The sequence below is a fragment of the Pantoea eucrina genome (genome assembly GCF_002095385.1).
In the GTDB taxonomy this organism is placed as follows: Bacteria; Pseudomonadota; Gammaproteobacteria; order Enterobacterales; family Enterobacteriaceae; genus Pantoea; species Pantoea eucrina.
Window position 1 is genome coordinate 19,306 of sequence record NZ_MIPP01000006.1, and the last position, 18,391, is coordinate 37,696.

Below are 18,391 nucleotides of genomic sequence, written 5' to 3' on the forward strand. Positions count from 1 at the left end.
TTGTTAATGACCGGACAGAATGACTATTCAGGTTGCCTATTGCCCGCCAGCCGACGCGCCGCGCATCTTTATGCGTTATGAGCAGACGCATGCCCGCACCGAGTATCTGCCGCATCAGCATGCGTGGGGCCAGGCGATTTTTGTTACCCGCCACGTGCTGGAGCTGGACATTGAAGGCGAGCGCCTGCTGGCACCGGCTGAGATGCCGGTATGGATCCCTCCCGGCCAGCGACACAGCAGCTATAACCACTGTCAGGCACAGTTTCGTACCCTGAATCTGGCAGCCGAACTGTGTCACGGCCTGCCGGCGCGCGCCTGCCTGCTGACGGCGGATGCGATAACGCATGCGATTATGAATGAGTTCGCGCAGCGCGCGCTGGCGCAGCCGCAGAGCGAGGCGGAGTGGCGCCTGTGTGATGTGCTGCTGGATCGCCTGCGCCAGGCACCCGCGCATACCAGCTATCTGCCCGCCTCAGATGATAAGTTTCTTGCACCGGTGCTGCGTGCGCTGGAGGAAAATCCCGGCGACAACACCACGCTGGCACAGTGGGCGCAGCGCGTGTTTACCACAGAACGTACGCTGGCGCGGCGCTGCCAGCAGCAGCTGAAAATGTCCTTTAGCGAGTGGCGGCAGCGGCTGCGTTTTCTGCGCACGCTTGCGCTGCTGGAGCAGGGCAAGAGCGTGCAGGCTATCGCTCATGAACTCGGCTATAGCTCCGCCTCGGCGCTGATTGTCATGTTTCAGCAGCAGGCGGGCACCTCTCCGGAACGCTATCGCAGCCGGTTAGGCTAACAGGCGCCTTTGTGGCACACTAGCCGGCGTTCATTTCCCGCAGACAGGACTTCCGCCGTGAAAATTCTCGTTGATGAAAACATGCCCTATGCCCGTGAACTCTTCAGCCGCACCGGTGAGGTGGTTGCCGTACCGGGCCGTCCGCTGCCTGAAGCGGAGCTGCGCGATGCCAGCGCGCTGATGGTGCGCTCGGTCACCCCGGTCAATGCGGCGCTGCTGGCGGGCACGCCGGTAAAATTTGTCGGCACCGCCACAGCCGGCACCGATCATGTGGATCAGCCCTCGCTGCAGGCGGCCGGTATCGGCTTTTCCGCCGCACCGGGCTGTAACGCTATCGCGGTAGTGGAGTATGTCTTCTCTGCGCTGCTGCTGCTGGCTGAACGCGACGGCTTTGCGCTGCGCGATCGCACCGTGGGTATCGTGGGCGTGGGTAACGTCGGCAGCCGTCTCCAGGCGCGACTGGAAGCCTGGGGTGTTAAAACGCTGCTGTGCGATCCGCCCCGTGCCGATCGCGGCGATACCGGGCCGTTTCATACGCTGGAAACGCTGGTGGCACAGGCGGATATCCTGACGTTTCATACGCCGCTGAATAAAGAAGGGCGCTATAAAAGCTGGCACCTGGCGGATGCGGCGCTGCTGATGGCGCTGCGGCCTGACACTATTTTGATTAACGCCTGCCGCGGTCCGGTGGTTGACAACGCTGCGCTGCTGGAAGTGCTGAAAATGCGTGGCGATCTGCGCGTGGTACTGGATGTATGGGAGCCGGAACCCGATCTCAGTCTCGATTTACTGGCGCGCGTGGATATCGCCACCGCCCATATCGCAGGCTACACGCTGGAGGGCAAAGCGCGCGGCACGACGCAGGTCTTTGAAGCCTGGAGCGCGTTTATCGGTCAGCCGCAGCAGGTGGCGCTGGAGAGTCTGCTGCCGCCGCCGGAGTTCAGCAGCATCACGCTGCACGGCGAACTCGATCAGGCAACGCTGAAACGTCTGGCACACCTGGTGTATGATGTGCGCCGCGACGACGCGCCGCTGCGTAAAGCCGCAGGACAGCCGGGCGAGTTTGACCGGCTGCGCCGGCAGTATGAGGAGCGCCGCGAGTGGTCTTCGCTGCAGGTGATCTGCGACAGCGCCGACAGCGCCAGCATGCTAAAGCAGCTGGGCTTTCGCGTCAGCCTGCAGGGGCAGCCATCCTCTCTCCCGGAATGATGCGCCACGGCGCACAGCGGGAACGAATCTGAATTATGAGGCGGTATCATTACCGCCTTCTGTTTTTATGTCATTGTCTGGAGTAAACCAACATGTCTGACGGCTGGAATATTGCGCTACTGGGCGCAACAGGCGCCACAGGAAACGCTGTACTGGAACTGCTGGCGGAGCGCCAGTTCCCGGTTGGTGAGATCCATCTGCTGGCAAGCGAAAACAGCGCGGGTGAAACGCTGCGTTTTGCCGGCCGCTCGCTGCGCGTACAGGATGCGGCTGAGTTCGACTGGACCCAGGCGCAGCTGGCGTTTTTCACCGCCGGTCGCGAGGCGTCAGCCCGCTACGCAGAAGAGGCGGCGAGCCAGGGATGCCTGGTGATCGACAGCAGCGATCTGTTCGCGCTGGAGCCGGATGTGCCGCTGGTGGTACCGGATGTGAACCCGCAGGTACTGGCGGACTACCGTAACCGTAATATCATCAGCGTGGCAGATGCGCTGGTAAGCCAGCTATTATGCGCCATCAAGCCACTGGTTGAAACCGCCGGGCTGAGCCGCATTCAGGTAACAAACCTGCTGTCAGTATCCAGCCAGGGCAAAGCTGCCGTGGATGGACTGGCAGGCGAGAGTGCGCGCCTGCTGAATGGCATTCCGCCTGACGAACACTATTTTGGCCGTCAGCTGGCATTTAACCTGCTGCCGCAGCAGGCAGACAGCAGCGGCAGCGTGGCAAGTGAACGTCGCGTCGTGGAGCAGGTGCGTAAAGTGCTGCAGGATGAGGGACTGCCGATTGCCGTGAGCAGCGTGCAGGCGCCGGTGTTTTACGGTAATGCGCAAATCGTTTATCTGGAAAATCTGCGTCCGCTCTCTGCCGAAGAGGCACGTGATGAACTGGCGCGTGCGGAAGATATCAGCCTGAGCGAAGAGGGGGATTACCCGACGCAGGTGGGCGACGCCTCCGGTAATGAAGTGCTGAGCATTGGCAGCCTGCGCAACGACTACGGCATTCCGGAGCTGCTGCAGTTCTGGTCGGTGGCGGATAACGTACGCTTTGGCGGCGCGCTGATGGCAGTGAAAACGGCGGAGAAGCTGGTGCAGGAGTATTTCTACTGATGCAGGCGGAGGCGACAACCCTGAAGCTGGCGCTGGGCATTGAGTATGACGGCAGCCGCTACTATGGCTGGCAGCGGCAAAATGAAGTACGCAGCGTGCAGGAGAAGCTGGAGAAAGCGCTGGCGAAAGTAGCGAACCATGACGTCAGCGTGTTTTGCGCCGGGCGGACAGACGCAGGCGTACACGGCACCGGTCAGGTAGTGCATTTTGAAACCACTTCCCGGCGCGCTGACAGCGCCTGGACGCTGGGGGTCAATGCCAATCTGCCGGATGATATCGCCGTACGCTGGGTAAAAGCGGTGCCGGAGAGCTTTCACGCGCGCTTCAGCGCGACCGCGCGACGCTACCGCTATGTGATTTATAATCAGCGGCTGCGCCCGGCTATTCTCGGCAACGGGCTGACGCACTACTACCATCCGCTGGACGCAGAGAAAATGCAGCGTGCCGGTCAGCATCTGCTGGGTGAAAATGACTTCACCTCGTTTCGTGCCGTTCAGTGCCAGTCGCGTACGCCATGGCGTAACGTGATCCATCTGAACGTCATACGGCAGGGGGCATTTGTCATTGTCGATATCAAAGCGAACGCCTTCGTGCACCATATGGTGCGTAACATCGTCGGCAGCCTGATAGAGGTTGGCAATGGCAATCAGCCGGAGAGCTGGATAGCGGATCTGCTGGCGGCAAAAGATCGCACGCTGGCAGCGGCAACCGCGAAAGCGGAAGGGTTATACCTGGTGGCGGTGGATTACCCGTCCCATTTTGCGTTACCACAGCCTGCGCCGGGACCACTGTTCCTCGCAGATTAATTTTTAACCGTAGGGTGTCAGGGAGTTAGCTGGTATGGAGTTTATCCATTTTGTTGTCGATTTTATTCTGCACATTGATGTGCACCTGGCCGAACTGGTGGCGCAGTATGGCATCTGGATCTACGCCATCCTGTTCCTGATCCTGTTTTGCGAGACCGGTCTGGTGGTAACGCCATTCCTGCCGGGTGATTCGCTGCTGTTTGTGGCAGGCGCGCTTGCTGCCTTACCGGGCAACGACTTAAACGTGCATCTGATGGTCACGCTGCTGGTTATCGCTGCTATTCTCGGCGATGCGGTGAACTACACCATTGGCCGCCTGTTTGGTGAGAAGCTGTTCAGTAATCCGCAGTCTAAAATCTTCCGCCGCAGCTATCTCGATAAAACCCATGCGTTCTACGATCGCCACGGCGGTAAAACCATTATACTTGCGCGCTTTGTGCCAATCGTGCGAACCTTTGCCCCCTTCGTGGCGGGTATGGGACATATGTCCTATCGCCACTTTGCGCTCTTCAACGTTACGGGCGCGCTGTTGTGGGTACTGCTGTTCTCCTATGCCGGCTATCTGTTTGGCGATCTGCCGGTGGTGCAGGAGAACCTCAAGCTGCTGATTGTCGGCATTATCGTGGTATCGATACTGCCAGGCGTGATTGAAGTATGGCGTCATCGCCGTCAGGCGCGTCAGCAGAAATCGCAGTAAGCCCGTCACCAGATTTTTATCCACAGCGTGAACAGGTTGTGGTTTAATGAGCGACATTTACGGCCTGCTGAAGGTGATTTCAGCAGTAACGAAAAGACTGGACCAGGTCAGCATTAAACAGAAAGGTCATCAATGAGCTGGATTGAACGCATACTGAATAAAAGCACCACGACGCCTACGCGCAAAGCCAGCATCCCGGAAGGGGTGTGGACCAAGTGCGACAGCTGTGGTCAGGTGCTCTACCGCGCCGAGCTGGAGCGCAACCTTGAGGTCTGCCCGAAGTGCGACCACCACATGCGTATGCACGCGCGCGAGCGTCTGCATAGCTGATGGATGAAGGGTCGATGGTTGAGCTGGGAAGCGAGCTGGAGCCAAAAGATCTGCTCAAGTTCCGCGACTCCAAAAAGTATAAGGATCGTCTGGTAGCGGCCCAGAAAGACACCGGCGAAAAAGATGCGCTGATCGTCATGAAAGGCCAGCTGCACGGCATGCCGGTTGTGGCGGCAGCGTTTGAGTTTGCCTTTATGGGCGGCTCGATGGGCTCAGTCGTGGGCGCGCGCTTTGTGCGTGCCGTAGAGCAGGCGCTGGAAGATAACTGCCCGCTGATCTGCTTCTCGGCCAGCGGCGGTGCACGTATGCAGGAAGCGCTGCAGTCGCTGATGCAGATGGCAAAAACCAGTGCGGCCCTGGCGAAAATGCAGGAGCGCGGTCTGCCTTATATCTCCGTGCTGACTGACCCGACCATGGGGGGCGTTTCTGCCAGCTTTGCGATGCTGGGCGATCTCAACGTGGCGGAGCCAAAAGCGCTGATCGGTTTTGCCGGTCCACGCGTGATTGAGCAGACGGTACGTGAAAAGCTGCCGCCGGGCTTCCAGCGCAGTGAGTTCCTGATTGAAAAAGGCGCGATCGACATGATCATCCGTCGTCCGGAAATGCGCTTTAAGCTGGCCAGCCTGCTGGCAAAAATGATGAACCTGCCGGCTCCGCAGCTGGATGGCGAGCCACCGGTGGTGGTGGAACCAGAAAGCAACGACGCCTGACAGGCAACCGAAAGGCGCAGCGATGCGCCTTTTTACTTTCATTCCGTACATCCCATTATTCAGTGAGCAGCCGTGCCGGTTCCTGCCTGTTGATAGCCATCAGCCGCGCGCAGGCCTCTCTTTCCGCCGCTGCGCTGAACGATGAGCTGTACTACGCAACAGACGGGACTCATGAACACGCATCAGCCTCCTCAGGGCACGTCGCCGCTGGCCACGTGGCTTCACTATCTTGAGCATCTTCACTCACAGGCGATTGAACTGGGTCTGGATCGTATTCAGCGCGTTGCCGCGCAGCTTGACCTGCTGAAACCCGCTCCCTTTATCTTTACCGTCGCCGGCACCAACGGCAAAGGCACCACCTGCCGCACGCTGGAAACGCTGCTGATGGCAGCAGGCTACCGTACGGGCGTCTACAGTTCGCCGCATCTGGTGCGCTACACCGAGCGCGTACGCGTGCAGGGTGCGGAGCTGCCGGAGGCGCAGCACAGCGCCAGCTTTGCTGAAATCGAGGCGGGGCGTGGTGATACCTCGCTCACCTATTTTGAATTTGGCACGCTCTCTGCGCTTAATCTGTTCCGCCAGGCGAATCTTGACGTGGTGATCCTCGAAGTCGGACTGGGTGGCCGTCTTGATGCCACCAACATTGTTGATAGTGATGTGGCGGTGATCACCAGTATCGCACTCGATCACACGGACTGGCTTGGCCCCGACCGCGAGAGTATCGGGCGGGAGAAAGCGGGTATTTTCCGCGCCGGTAAACCTGCCGTAGTGGGCGAAGCGGAGATGCCGGCAAGCATCGCTGCGGTGGCAGCAGAGACCGGTGCCGTGCTGCATCAGGTCAATCGCGACTGGCAGTGGCAGGGCGGTAGTGATAGCTGGATGCTGCAGGATGCGCAGGGTGAGCTGCGCGATCTGCCGCTGCCGCAGGTGCCGCTGCCGAATGCGGCCACGGCGCTGGCTGCGTTACGCGCATCGGGTCTGCAGGTGCCTGACGCCATTATCCGCGCGCATCTGCCGCAGGCGGTACTGGCAGGGCGTTTCCAGACCATAAGCCATGCGCCGCAGGTGATTCTGGACGTCGCGCACAACCCGCACGCGGCTGCCTGGCTGGCGTCGCGTCTGGCAGCGCTGCCCGCGGGCGGAACGGTTCATGCGGTAGCGGGTATGCTGCACGACAAAGATATTGCCGGTACGCTCGCTGCGCTGGCGCCGCAGGTGACGCACTGGTACTGCGCGCCGCTGGCGGGTCCGCGTGGCGCATCGGCAGAGGAGCTGCTTGCGCATCTGGAGAGCGGTACGGCGTATACCAGCGTTGATGCGGCGTGGCGGGCGGCGCGTGCGCAGGCCAGCCGGCAGGATGTGATTCTGGTGTGTGGGTCATTTCACACCGTAGCACAGGTTATGGAATCGATGGCAGCGGAGAACGGCAGTGGCGAGTAAGTTTCAAAATCGGTTAGTGGGCACGGTGATCCTGGTGGCGATTGGTGTCATTGTGCTGCCGGGCCTGCTGGACGGTAAGAAAAAGCATTATAAGGAAGAGTTTGCAGCGATTCCGCTGGTGCCAAAACCTGACGATCAGCAGGATAGCGAAATGGTGCCGCCGGTCACGCAGCCGCTGCCGTCGCAGCCGCCGGAAGGCGCCGGTGCTGCGCAGCAGTCAGCGACCACTCAGGCCACGCAAAATCCGGCCGTCAGCGGCAGCGCGCAGCCGGTGCAGAACAGCCAGCCGAGCGTAGTCACGCCACCGGCGGTGCATCAGCAGACGCAGCCCAAAACCCAGCAGAAACCGGCTGAGCAGACGAAACCTAAAACCACCGAGCAGAGCAGGCCGAAGCCGGCAGAGCAACCGAAGCCGAAGCCGGTGGAGACGCCAAAACCCGCAGAGCAGCCAAAAGCAGCGGAGCAGAGCAAGCCGGCAGAAACGTCGAAGCCAGCCAGCGCGCCAGCGGGGCAGGCGTATGTGGTACAGCTTGGCGCACTGAAGAACGCTGCGAAAGTGGACGAGATTGTGGCGAAGCTGCGGCTCTCTGGCTACCGCGCCTTTACCGTGCCGTCATCGCCGGTGCAGGGGCAAATCACCCGTATCTACGTCGGACCTGACGCCTCTAAAGCGAAGCTGCAAAGTTCGCTGAGTGAGCTGCAGAGCGTTTCCGGACTGGGCGGCGTGGTGAAACCCTATAGCGTGCGCTGACAGGCTGATAAGCCACGCCGATAGCAGTAACAGGCGTGGCTTATAGCGCGTAAATGCCGGGTTAAAGCAGTTAATTAATTTTAAAATCAGCTAGTTAAATCTTGCTGATAGTAACGGGCGAAGGAATTATTTTTCCTCGCCCTTTTTCATCACCGCGAACGGGAAAAGGCTACGCAAACGTTTTCTTTTTCTGTTAGAATGCGCCCCGAACTGGATGCAGGGGTGCGAAGCACTGTACTGGAAGCGTTCATGATCTGGATTGATTACGTCATTATTGCGGTAGTTGGTTTTTCGGCTCTGGTCAGCCTGATTCGCGGGTTTGTCCGGGAAGCCTTATCTCTTGTTACCTGGGGATGCGCGTTTTTTGTCGCCAGTCATTACTACGCCTACCTGGCAGTCTGGTTTACAGGTTTTAACGACGAACTGGTTCGCAACGGCATCGCAATTGCGGTGTTATTCGTTGCCACCCTGATTGTGGGTGCCATCGTGAACTATGTGATCGGCTCGCTGGTTGAGAAAACCGGCTTGTCGGGAACCGACAGGGTGTTGGGGGTCTGTTTCGGGGCGTTGCGTGGCGTGCTGATTGTTTCCGCCATTCTTTTCTTCCTTGATACATTCACCGGCTTTTCAAAAAGCCCGGACTGGCAACAGTCTCAGCTCATTCCCCAGTTCAGTTATATCATCAGGTGGTTTTTTGATTACCTGAAAAGCACGTCAAGTTTTTTACCCCGGTGACACCATCGGGAGTGCGGCTAATGAGGAAATGACAATATGTGCGGTATTGTTGGTATCACCGGTTTTATGCCAGTAAACCAGTCGATCTATGACGCGTTAACGGTGCTGCAGCACCGCGGACAGGATGCCGCCGGCATTTGTACTATCGATGCGCTGAACTGCTTCCGTCTGCGCAAAGCAAATGGTCTGGTCAGCGACGTGTTTGAAGCGCGCCACATGCAGCGTTTGCAGGGCAATATCGGTATCGGCCACGTGCGTTACCCTACCGCCGGCAGCTCCAGCGCCTCTGAAGCGCAGCCATTTTACGTTAACTCCCCTTACGGTATTACGCTGGCGCATAACGGCAATCTCACCAATGCGCATGAGCTGCGCAAACAGCTGTTTGAGACCGGTCGCCGTCACGTTAATACCACCTCCGATTCAGAGATCCTGCTCAACATTTTTGCGCAGGAGCTGGATCGCTTTCAGCACTATCCGCTCGATGCGGAAACCATTTTTGCCGCGGTAGCGGCAGTGCATCAGCAGGTGCGTGGCGCTTATGCCGTGGTGGCGATGATTATCGGACACGGTATGGTGGCGTTTCGCGATCCGAACGGGATTCGTCCACTGGTGCTCGGCAAGCGCGACATGCAGGATGGCCGCACAGAGTATATGGTTGCCTCGGAGAGCGTGGCGCTGGATACGCTGGGATTTGAGTTCATTCGTGACGTTGCGCCGGGTGAAGCGGTCTATATCACTGAACAGGGCCAGCTTTCGACCCGCCAGTGTTCAGAGGACCCGAAAAGTAATCCCTGCCTGTTTGAATATGTCTATTTTGCCCGCCCGGACTCTTTCCTGGATAAGATTTCCGTCTATAGCGCGCGCGTGCGCATGGGCACCAAGCTCGGGGAAAAAATTGCCCGGGAGTGGGAAGATCTCGATATCGACGTGGTGATTCCGATTCCGGAAACCTCGACCGATACCGCGCTGGAGATTGCGCGCATCCTGAACAAGCCCTACCGTCAGGGATTTGTGAAAAACCGCTATGTGGGCCGCACCTTTATCATGCCGGGCCAGCATCTGCGCCGCAGCGCCGTTCGCCGTAAGCTCAACGCCAACCGTGCAGAGTTCCGCGATAAAAACGTGCTGCTGGTGGATGACTCTATCGTGCGCGGTACGACCTCTGAACAGATTATCGAGATGGCGCGCGAGGCGGGTGCTAAACGGGTTTATCTCGCGTCGGCTGCACCGGAGATCCGCTTTCCAAACGTCTATGGCATCGACATGCCAAGCGCTACCGAGCTGATTGCCCATGGCCGTGAGGTGGAGGAGATCCGCAAGCTGATTAAGGCGGATGCGCTGATCTTCCAGGATCTGAACGATCTGATCGAAGCGGTACGCGAAGAGAATCCGGACATTGAGCAGTTTGAGTGCTCCGTCTTCAACGGCGTTTACGTCACTAAGGATGTGGATCAGCAATACCTCGAGTATCTGCAGTCGCTGCGTAACGACGACGCCAAAGCGCTGCAGCGTCAGAACGAAGTGGAAGGGCTGGAGATCCATAACGAAGGCTGATTGAGCTTTTATCCGGCACTCCCGCGGGGCAGGCGAAAGTCTGCCCCGTCTGTTTTGCGCTTTTTCACCGGGCGCCAGCGCATTTTTGCCTGTGGCAGGCTATCATTGCCGATTCTGAACAGAGTAAGGCAGAGTTATGAAACGTCTCATCGTGGGTATTTCCGGCGCCAGTGGCGCAATCTACGGCGTGCGGCTGCTGCAGGTGCTGCAATCGGTGCCGGAAGTGGAAACCCATCTGGTGATGAGCCCGGCAGCGCGCCAGACGCTGGCGCTGGAAACGGACTACAGCGTGCGGGATGTGCAGGCGCTTGCCAGCGTGGTGCATGACGTGCGGGATATCGGGGCAAGCATCTCTTCCGGCTCATTTAAAACGCTGGGTATGGTGATCCTGCCGTGCTCAATGAAAACGCTCTCCGGCATTGTACACAGCTACAGCGACAGCCTGCTGACGCGCGCCGCTGACGTCGTGCTGAAAGAGCAGCGCCGCCTGGTGCTCTGCGTACGCGAAACTCCGCTGCACGTCGGTCATCTGCGTATGATGACCACGGCGGCTGAACTGGGCGCGATGATCATGCCGCCGGTGCCGGCGTTCTATCACCGGCCGCAGCGTATTGAGGATTTGGTCGACCAGACGGTTAATCGCGTAGTGGATCAGTTTGATATCACGCTACCGGAAGATCTGTTCATGCGCTGGAATGGCGCATAAACGTTGCGCGCTGCACAATGGATGTGCAAATTCGCGGTGTCGATCACTCTTCGTGCATAATCTGCACTAAAAGTTAGCAAACTCGCTTTTTCTTCTGCATCCCGCTGTTATATTCCCTTCATAACGAACTCTCTGCGTCCCGTTACGACGCTCTCGTTAGCGCGCCTGCGTGCTGCATTGCCAGCTCTGAGACCTGGCATGAAAACTGCAATCCATTCAGCGCAAAACACACATCACACCACATAACAATAAGCACGTCACTTGAGGGTAAACTATGAAAAAGCGAGTTCTGGCTCTCTCCCTGCTGCTGGCAATGACCGGCACCGCCAGCGTTTTTGCCGCAGTACCGCAGTCGCTGCGTATCGGGACCGATCCAACTTACCCGCCGTTTGAGTCAAAAAATGCCCAGGGCCAGCTGGTGGGGTTTGATATCGACCTTGCCAATGAGATTTGCAAACGCATTCAGGCCAAATGTACCTATGTGGAAAGTGATTTCGATGCGCTTATTCCGTCGCTGAAAGCGAAAAAAATTGATGCCATTATTTCGTCGCTCTCTATCACCGAAAAGCGTCAGGAGGAGATTGGCTTCTCGGAAAAACTCTATGCGGCTAACGCCCGTCTGGTGGCGGCAAAAGGCTCTCCGCTGCAGCCAACGATTGAATCGCTGAAGGGCAAAAATATCGGTCTGCTGCAGGGTACCACGCAGGAAACCTATGCGAATCAATACTGGCGGCCGAAGGGCGTTACCGTGACGCCTTATGCAAATCAGGATCTGGTCTATCAGGACCTGAACGCCGGACGCATTGATGCCGCTTTCCAGGATGAAGTGCAGGCGAGCGAAGGCTTTCTGAAGCAGCCGGTAGGCAAAAACTATGCGTTTGCTGGCCCGGCGGTGAAAGATGACAAAATCTTTGGTGTAGGCACCGGCATGGGCCTGCGCAAAGATGACAGCGATCTTAAAGCCGCCATCGATAAGGCGTTTAATGAGATGCGCAAAGATGGCACCTACGACAAGATTGCGAAAAAATATTTCGATTTCAACGTCTACGGTGACTGATCGACCTGTTTCCTGATACTGCGGGTTGAGTGACAGGAACCGGGGCCATAACTATTCACTCCGGGCGCTTACTTATGTAAACTCCCGGGGTTCATACGCTTGCCGCTATCCTTCCGTGATTCATATCCCTGGTCAGGACTGTCCGCTATTTCCCGGGCAGCGTGTGTTATTTTCCCCTCACGACAGGATCGAAATCATGTTGTACGGCTATTCTGAAGTCATTCTCAAAGGCACGCTGGTGACGCTGGAGCTGGCGCTGAGCGCCGTGCTGCTGGCGGTTATCCTCGGCCTGCTCGGGGCGGGTGCCAAACTGTCGCGCAGCCGGCCGCTGGCCATCATCGCGGAAGGGTACACCACCCTGATCCGCGGCGTGCCCGATCTGGTGCTGATGCTGCTGATCTTTTACGGGCTGCAGATTGCGCTCAACGCGGTAACTGACGCGCTGGGCCTGGCGCAGTTTGATATCGACCCGATGGTGGCCGGTATCATTACCCTCGGGTTTATCTACGGCGCCTATTTTACTGAAACCTTTCGCGGCGCGTTTCTGGCGGTGCCGAAGGGACAGATTGAAGCCGCTACCGCCTTTGGTTTTACCGGCTCGCAGACGTTCCGGCGCATTCTGTTTCCGGCCATGATGCGTTTTGCGCTACCCGGTATCGGAAACAACTGGCAGGTGATCCTCAAGGCTACCGCACTGGTGTCGCTGCTGGGGCTGGAGGATGTGGTCAAAGCGACGCAGCTGGCGGGCAAGAGCACCTGGCAGCCGTTCTACTTTGCCATTGTGGCAGGGGTGATCTATCTGGTGTTTACCACGCTTTCTAATGGCGTGCTGTGGTGGCTTGAGCGCCGCTACTCGGTCGGGGTAAAAAGGGCAGAATTATGATTGAGATTATTCAGGAGTACTGGAAGCAACTGCTCTGGACCGATGGCTATCGCTTTACCGGCGTGGCGATCACGCTGTGGCTGCTTATTCTTTCTGTCGTGCTCGGCGGCTGTCTGGCTGTGATCCTGGCCATCGCCCGCGTATCACCCAACCGGTTTATCTCAACCCCGGTCTGGCTGTTTACCTATGTGTTCCGCGGCACGCCGCTCTACGTCCAGCTGCTGGTGTTCTACTCCGGCATGTATACGCTGGAAGTGGTGAAAGGATCTGAGCTGCTGAACGCCTTTTTTCGCAGCGGTCTGAACTGTACGCTGCTGGCATTTACGCTGAATACCTGCGCCTACACCACTGAAATCTTTGCGGGCGCCATCCGCGCCGTGCCACATGGCGAAATTGAAGCGGCGCGCGCCTACGGTTTTTCAACCGTAAAGCTTTACCGCTGCATCATTTTGCCCTCCGCGCTGCGTACCGCGCTGCCCGCATACAGCAATGAAGTGATCCTGATGCTGCACTCCACCGCGCTGGCGTTTACTGCGACCGTGCCGGATCTGCTGAAAATCGCGCGTGATATTAACTCGGCCACCTATCAGCCGTTTACCGCGTTTGGGCTCGCTGCCGTGCTCTATCTGATTATCTCTTATGTGCTGATTAGCCTGTTCCGCCTTGCGGAGCGCCGCTTTCTGGCACATGTGAAACCCTCTTCGTCGCACTGAGTATCACTATGGCTGAAAATAAATTACAGGTTGCCGAACTGCACAAACGTTACGGTGAACATGAAGTTCTGAAAGGCGTCTCACTGCGCGCCAATGCCGGCGATGTGATTAGCATCATTGGCTCTTCCGGCTCCGGGAAAAGTACGTTTTTACGCTGCATTAACTTCCTCGAAAAGCCGAGCGAAGGGGCTATCGCCGTTAATAACGAACAGATTGCGCTGGTGCGCGATACCGACGGCCAGCTGAAAGTGGCGAACAAGGAGCAGCTGCGCTCGCTGCGCACGCGCCTCACCATGGTGTTTCAGCACTTCAACCTCTGGAGTCATATGACGGTGCTGGATAACGTGACGGAAGCACCCATTCAGGTGCTCGGTCTGAGCAAGGCGGAAGCGCGCGAACGGGCGATCAAATATCTGGATAAAGTCGGGATTGATGCGCGCGCGCGGGCAAAATATCCGGTACATCTCTCTGGCGGCCAGCAGCAGCGCGTCTCCATTGCCCGTGCGCTGGCAATGGAACCGGAAGTGCTGCTGTTTGATGAACCGACCTCAGCGCTCGATCCCGAGCTGGTAGGCGAAGTCCTGCGTATTATGCAGAAGCTGGCGGAAGAGGGAAAAACCATGGTCGTGGTCACGCACGAGATGGAATTTGCCCGCCACGTCTCAAACCATGTGATTTTCCTGCATCAGGGAAAAATTGAGGAAGAGGGGACGCCCGATGAGCTGTTTGGCAATCCAAAGAGTCCGCGCCTGCAGCAGTTCCTGAAAGGCTCGTTAAAATAGGCTGCTGAGCCGTAGCGGCGCAATTCATGGCGCGCTTGTTTGCCATTTTGCGATTAACCCGGCGCGATAAATCGCGCCGCTGCGTATTGCAGAAGCGTTTTAATCACTCGCCAAGCAACTTCAGCGCCGTGTCTTCGTCGGTCACTAGCCCGGAGATCCACCCACCCAATAGCGCGGCGCGAATGGCCGGATATTTCCGTGCGCTGCCGGCAAAGCCGATAATCTTCCGCTGCGTCTGGCTCTCCAGCAGCACGCTGGTGAGCAGCGCATCGGTTTCGCCCCACACCCGCTCGCCCTGCTGATTAAAGAAATGGCCAAGCATCTCACCCACCACGCCACGCGTGTTAAGCTCTCTGACCTGCACATCGGTAATAAAGCCTTCGGCATTTAGCGGACAGCCCGGCTGCACTTCACCAATGCCAACAAACGCAACGTCTGCCTGCAGGGCGCGCTGCGTCACGCGCTGATAGACCTGATGCTGCACCCACATGGTTTTGTCTTCTGGCGTGTCGGCATAGAGCGGCGCGGGGATAAAAAAATATTTGCCCTGCATTTTCTCAGCCATCTTTAGCGGCACGTCGTAACGCGTACCGGAATCGTCGCGCGCAATCGCACCAATCATCGACACGCACTGATGCTGTGGTCGTTCAATCCACGGCAGCGCGTCGATCATCGAACGCAGCGTTTTGCCGGATCCAATGCCGAACACCTGCGGCTGCTCCTCGCTGATAAACTGGCTCATCACTGAGGCCCCTTCAACGGCCAGCATCTGCTGAATAGCGTCATCCTCCAGACGGGCAGAAGGCACCACCCGACACAGCTCAAGACCAAATTTCGTCTGCACCTCGTGCGCCAGTTGCAGACAGTGGGTAACCGGATGATCGATTTTGACGCTGACCATGCCCATTTCCCGTGCGCTGGACACCAGCCGCTGCGCCACCTGACGCGATAAGCCGAGCGCGCGCGCAATCTCCTGCTGTGTTACGCCAGCGACGTAATACATCCATGCCGCTCGCGCCGCCAGCTCCTGTTTTTTCTCTTCTCTGCTCATCACGCGCTTCCGTCGAAAACTGAAGCGTCAGTTTATCGCGGAATCAGACGCAAGCGCTAATCGGGCAAAAGCCCTAAATGAGAGCAAATGTATTAATTGTGATGCATCTCGCAGAACCAAATGTTAGCCGCCGACTATGCTACGTCGCATCGGGCAAATGCCCTTCGCAGTGGCAAAAGTTTACTTTGAGGCGATTATGACAACGAATTTGGTATGGATGCACATCGGTGCAGGCTCCTTCCACCGTGCCCATCAGGCGTGGTATCTGCACAAGCTACGTGAGCAGGGTGATGAGAGCTGGAGCATTGCGCTGGGCAACATCCGCAATGATGCAGCAGCACTGCTTAATCAGCTGCAGGCGCAGAACGGTGAATATGTGCTGGAGACTGTCACGCCAGAGGGCGAACGCGCGTATGAAACCATCACCTCGCTGCGCAAAATCCTGCCGTGGGACAGTGACATCAGTGCGCTGGTCGCCCAGGGCGCAGAGGCGCACACCCGCGTGATCAGCTTCACCGTGACCGAAGCCGGTTACTACCTGACGCCAGAGCATGAGCTAGACCTGGCGCAGCCGGACGTACAGGCCGATATTCACGGTGAAATCCGCACGCTGTACGGCGCGCTAACGCGGATTCTGCAGCAGCGTATGGCCAGCGGCGGCGCAGCGGTTACGCTGCTGAGCTGCGATAACCTGCGCCACAACGGAGAGCGTTTCCGCCACGGCTTTCTCTCGTTCCTGGCGGCGAAAGGCGATATGGCGCTGGCGGCCTGGGTGCGTGATAACACCACGTCGCCTGACACCATGGTAGACCGCATCACACCGCGCCCGACATCCGATGTGGCGGAACGCGCCAGGGCCGCTACCGGTAAGGAGGATGGCGCGGCCGTGATGGCTGAATCCTTCATTCAATGGGTAATCGAAGACAATTTCATCGCCGGTCGCCCGGCGCTGGAGAGAGTGGGCGTTGAGCTGGTGGACACGGTGTTACCGTGGGAAGAGGCGAAAATACGCATTCTCAACGCCACGCACGCGGCGATTGCCTGGGCGGGCACGCTTACCGGACTGAACTACATTGACGACAGCACGCGCCAGCCGGCGATTTATCAGCTGGCGCACGACTACATCACTCAGGATGTTATTCCGTCGCTCACGCCGAGCCCGCTCGATCTCGCCGATTACCGCGATGTGGTACTGGCGCGCTTTAGTAATCCGTACATTAAAGACACCAACCAGCGCGTCGGCGCGGATGGCCTGTCAAAAATCCCTGGCATGGTAACGCCGACGCTGCGTGAGACCTGGCAGCGCGGCGTGGAGCCCGCCGCCACGGCGGTATTGCCGGCGCTGTTCTTCCTGTTTCTGCAGCGCTGGGCCGCTGACGATCTGCCTTATACCTATCAGGATGGCGCGTTGCAGGCAGAGGCATTGCATCAGCAATTTGCGGCCGCCGATGCGCTGGACGTGTTTATCCGCGACAAAGCGCTGTTTGCTGAACTGGCGGATGATGCGGCATTTCACACGCTAATGCACCGTACGGTGGCGGATCTGCAGCGCTGGCTGAAACAGCCTGAACAGATGCTGGCAGCGGTATAAGGAGCGTGTGATGTATCTCGGCATTGATATTGGCACCTCCGAACTCAAAGCGCTGATCGTCAACGCGCAGGGCGACATTGTGGCTTCCAGCCATGCCACGCTTAGCGTGCAGCGTCCACATTCGCACTGGGCTGAGCAGGATCCGGAAAGCTGGTGGCAGGCGTGCGAACAGGTGCTGGCCGCACTGCGACAACAGGTGCCGGATGCCTGGCACGCCATCCGCGCCATTGGTCTCTCCGGCCAGATGCACGGCGCAGTGCTGCTGGATGCCGACGGCCAGGTATTGCGCCCGTGCATACTGTGGAACGACACGCGCAGCGCCGCCGAGTGCGAGACGCTGCGCACCCGACATCCGCAGATGATGCACATCAGCGGCAACATGATCATGCCGGGCTTTACCGCCCCCAAACTGCACTGGGTGGCTGAGCATGAACCCGCGATCTTCCGGCGCATCGCGAAAGTGCTGCTGCCGAAAGATTATCTGCGCTGGCGGCTCACCGGAGCATTCGTCAGCGAGCCGTCCGATGCGGCGGGCACGCTGTGGCTGGATGTGGCACAGCGCGACTGGTCAGATGAACTGCTGGCGATAAGCGGACTGACGCGCGCGCAACTGCCCACGCTGGTGGAGGGAAGTGCAGTCAGCGGCACGCTGCATGAAGATGTTGCCCGCGCCTGGGGCTTGCCCGCCACGGTGAGCGTGGCAGGCGGCGGCGGTGATAACGCGGCCTCTGCGGTAGGCGTTGGCGCGGTTAATCCCGGCGATGCGTTTATCTCACTCGGCACATCCGGCGTGATCTTCGTGGTTAACGACCGTCTGCAGGCCGATCCACAATCTGGCGTGCACGCTTTTTGCCACGCGCTGCCGGGGCGCTGGCATCAGATGAGCGTGATGCTAAGTGCTGCCAGCTGTCTGCGCTGGCTGTGCCAGCTGTTATCGGTGAGCGAGAACCAGCTAATGGCAGAGATGGCAGAACTGAGCGCGGAGCAGTGCCGCCGCGCACCGCTGTTTTTGCCCTATCTCTCGGGTGAACGCACACCGCACAACGATCCTGATGCCTCAGGCGCCTTCTTCAATCTGCGCCACGAAACGCCGCGTGCGCTGCTGGGCTATGCGGTGATTGAAGGCGTAGCGTTTGGCCTGGCGGACGGACTGGCGGTGCTGGGCGATGCGCAGCGACAAATTACCCAGTGCAGCCTGACCGGCGGCGGCGCGCGCAGCACGCTGTGGGCACAGCTGATTGCGGATGTGCTGCAGCTGCCGATCGTCACTCATCCAGCCAGCGCCTCGGGCGCTCTTGGGGCCGCGCGTCTGGCCTGGCTCAGTGCCGGCGGCAACGAGCAGCAGGTATGCCTGAAACCGCCGGTTCAGGCGCGTTACCAGCCCGATGCGGCGCGCGGTGCGGTGCTGCAGCAGCGCCTGCGCCTGTTCCGCGAACTCTACGCTCAACAACAGCAGGCACGCGCGCTGCTGCCTGCCTGA

Annotated in this window: 17 protein-coding genes and 1 pseudogene; 17 read left to right on the forward strand and 1 reads right to left on the reverse strand. The window is 58.6% G+C overall.

All coding sequences use genetic code 11. From position 1 onward, the window contains the following. Positions 1–19: 19 nt before the first annotated feature. The 15 genes and pseudogenes from HA43_RS04840 to hisP all read left to right on the forward strand — a co-directional run bounded on the left by HA43_RS04840 (position 20) and on the right by hisP (position 14,269). Positions 20–793, forward strand: coding sequence for an AraC family transcriptional regulator (locus HA43_RS04840; protein WP_094111111.1), 774 nt, complete (start codon positions 20–22; stop codon positions 791–793). Between the two features lie 57 nt (positions 794–850). Then, positions 851–2,002, forward strand: a complete 1,152-nt coding sequence (gene pdxB, locus HA43_RS04845) for a 4-phosphoerythronate dehydrogenase PdxB (RefSeq protein ID WP_094111112.1) — start codon at positions 851–853, stop codon at positions 2,000–2,002. Positions 2,003–2,094: 92 nt separating this feature from the next. Beyond that, entirely contained in the window at positions 2,095–3,105 is a 1,011-nt protein-coding gene (locus HA43_RS04850; RefSeq protein WP_094111113.1) for an aspartate-semialdehyde dehydrogenase, read from the forward strand. Continuing rightward, entirely contained in the window at positions 3,105–3,911 is an 807-nt protein-coding gene (gene truA, locus HA43_RS04855) for a tRNA pseudouridine(38-40) synthase TruA (protein ID WP_039379116.1), read from the forward strand. Before HA43_RS04850 ends, truA begins: the two co-directional genes overlap by 1 nt. A 34-nt stretch (positions 3,912–3,945) precedes the next feature. After that, positions 3,946–4,608 (forward strand): DedA family protein, encoded by a 663-nt coding sequence (locus tag HA43_RS04860; RefSeq protein WP_039379114.1) that lies wholly within the window; start codon positions 3,946–3,948, stop codon positions 4,606–4,608. A 132-nt stretch (positions 4,609–4,740) separates the two neighbouring features. After that, a pseudogene (gene accD, locus HA43_RS04865) lies at positions 4,741–5,648 on the forward strand (acetyl-CoA carboxylase, carboxyltransferase subunit beta). Positions 5,649–5,819: 171 nt separating this feature from the next. Then, positions 5,820–7,088, forward strand: a complete 1,269-nt coding sequence (gene folC / locus HA43_RS04870) for a bifunctional tetrahydrofolate synthase/dihydrofolate synthase (RefSeq protein WP_094111114.1) — start codon at positions 5,820–5,822, stop codon at positions 7,086–7,088. Beyond that, entirely contained in the window at positions 7,078–7,839 is a 762-nt protein-coding gene (gene dedD / locus HA43_RS04875; protein WP_094111115.1) for a cell division protein DedD, read from the forward strand. Before folC ends, dedD begins: the two co-directional genes overlap by 11 nt. A 249-nt stretch (positions 7,840–8,088) precedes the next feature. Next, complete coding sequence (cvpA, locus tag HA43_RS04880) at positions 8,089–8,574, forward strand: colicin V production protein (RefSeq protein WP_039379104.1); 486 nt, start codon at positions 8,089–8,091, stop codon at positions 8,572–8,574. Positions 8,575–8,610: 36 nt separating this feature from the next. Then, positions 8,611–10,128 carry an amidophosphoribosyltransferase gene (gene purF / locus HA43_RS04885; RefSeq protein WP_094111116.1) on the forward strand — a complete coding sequence of 506 codons (1,518 nt, stop codon included), beginning with the start codon at positions 8,611–8,613 and terminating at the stop codon, positions 10,126–10,128. Between the two features lie 136 nt (positions 10,129–10,264). Then, complete coding sequence (locus HA43_RS04890) at positions 10,265–10,834, forward strand: UbiX family flavin prenyltransferase (protein WP_094111117.1); 570 nt, start codon at positions 10,265–10,267, stop codon at positions 10,832–10,834. 274 nt (positions 10,835–11,108) lie between these two features. Continuing rightward, on the forward strand, positions 11,109–11,891 hold the full coding sequence (gene argT / locus HA43_RS04895) for a lysine/arginine/ornithine ABC transporter substrate-binding protein ArgT (RefSeq protein ID WP_039379096.1): 783 nt from the start codon (positions 11,109–11,111) through the stop codon (positions 11,889–11,891). A gap of 196 nt (positions 11,892–12,087) precedes the next feature. Further along, positions 12,088–12,774, forward strand: coding sequence for a histidine ABC transporter permease HisQ (locus HA43_RS04900; protein ID WP_039379095.1), 687 nt, complete (start codon positions 12,088–12,090; stop codon positions 12,772–12,774). Further along, positions 12,771–13,487: an ABC transporter permease gene (locus tag HA43_RS04905; RefSeq protein ID WP_039379094.1), complete on the forward strand. Its 717-nt coding sequence runs from the start codon at positions 12,771–12,773 to the stop codon at positions 13,485–13,487. Before HA43_RS04900 ends, HA43_RS04905 begins: the two co-directional genes overlap by 4 nt. Before the next feature lie 8 nt (positions 13,488–13,495). Then, positions 13,496–14,269, forward strand: a complete 774-nt coding sequence (gene hisP, locus HA43_RS04910) for a histidine ABC transporter ATP-binding protein HisP (RefSeq protein WP_039379092.1) — start codon at positions 13,496–13,498, stop codon at positions 14,267–14,269. 103 nt (positions 14,270–14,372) lie between these two features. Here hisP and HA43_RS04915 read toward each other — a convergent pair whose 3' ends face one another. Continuing rightward, complete coding sequence (locus HA43_RS04915; RefSeq protein WP_039379090.1) at positions 14,373–15,320, reverse strand: sugar-binding transcriptional regulator; 948 nt, start codon at positions 15,318–15,320, stop codon at positions 14,373–14,375. Between the two features lie 196 nt (positions 15,321–15,516). Here HA43_RS04915 and dalD point away from each other — a divergent pair, with 196 nt between their 5' ends. Beyond that, entirely contained in the window at positions 15,517–16,911 is a 1,395-nt protein-coding gene (gene dalD / locus HA43_RS04920) for a D-arabinitol 4-dehydrogenase (protein ID WP_094111140.1), read from the forward strand. A 10-nt stretch (positions 16,912–16,921) separates the two neighbouring features. Next, on the forward strand, positions 16,922–18,391 hold the full coding sequence (gene xylB, locus HA43_RS04925) for a xylulokinase (protein WP_094111118.1): 1,470 nt from the start codon (positions 16,922–16,924) through the stop codon (positions 18,389–18,391).

Excerpts from the sequence above, each read along its gene's own strand:
- purF (WP_094111116.1), top strand. The coding sequence starts at position 8,611 with ATGTGCGGTATTGTTGGTATCACCGGTTTTATGCCAGTAAACCAGTCG.
- truA (WP_039379116.1), top strand. The coding sequence starts at position 3,105 with ATGCAGGCGGAGGCGACAACCCTGAAGCTGGCGCTGGGCATTGAGTAT.
- HA43_RS04860 (WP_039379114.1), top strand. The coding sequence starts at position 3,946 with ATGGAGTTTATCCATTTTGTTGTCGATTTTATTCTGCACATTGATGTG.
- folC (WP_094111114.1), top strand. The coding sequence starts at position 5,820 with ATGAACACGCATCAGCCTCCTCAGGGCACGTCGCCGCTGGCCACGTGG.
- HA43_RS04840 (WP_094111111.1), top strand. The coding sequence starts at position 20 with ATGACTATTCAGGTTGCCTATTGCCCGCCAGCCGACGCGCCGCGCATC.
- hisP (WP_039379092.1), top strand. The coding sequence starts at position 13,496 with ATGGCTGAAAATAAATTACAGGTTGCCGAACTGCACAAACGTTACGGT.
- HA43_RS04905 (WP_039379094.1), top strand. The coding sequence starts at position 12,771 with ATGATTGAGATTATTCAGGAGTACTGGAAGCAACTGCTCTGGACCGAT.
- HA43_RS04850 (WP_094111113.1), top strand. The coding sequence starts at position 2,095 with ATGTCTGACGGCTGGAATATTGCGCTACTGGGCGCAACAGGCGCCACA.
- HA43_RS04890 (WP_094111117.1), top strand. The coding sequence starts at position 10,265 with ATGAAACGTCTCATCGTGGGTATTTCCGGCGCCAGTGGCGCAATCTAC.
- HA43_RS04900 (WP_039379095.1), top strand. The coding sequence starts at position 12,088 with ATGTTGTACGGCTATTCTGAAGTCATTCTCAAAGGCACGCTGGTGACG.
- xylB (WP_094111118.1), top strand. The coding sequence starts at position 16,922 with ATGTATCTCGGCATTGATATTGGCACCTCCGAACTCAAAGCGCTGATC.
- dalD (WP_094111140.1), top strand. The coding sequence starts at position 15,517 with ATGACAACGAATTTGGTATGGATGCACATCGGTGCAGGCTCCTTCCAC.
- argT (WP_039379096.1), top strand. The coding sequence starts at position 11,109 with ATGAAAAAGCGAGTTCTGGCTCTCTCCCTGCTGCTGGCAATGACCGGC.
- HA43_RS04915 (WP_039379090.1), bottom strand. The coding sequence starts at position 15,320 with ATGAGCAGAGAAGAGAAAAAACAGGAGCTGGCGGCGCGAGCGGCATGG.
- cvpA (WP_039379104.1), top strand. The coding sequence starts at position 8,089 with ATGATCTGGATTGATTACGTCATTATTGCGGTAGTTGGTTTTTCGGCT.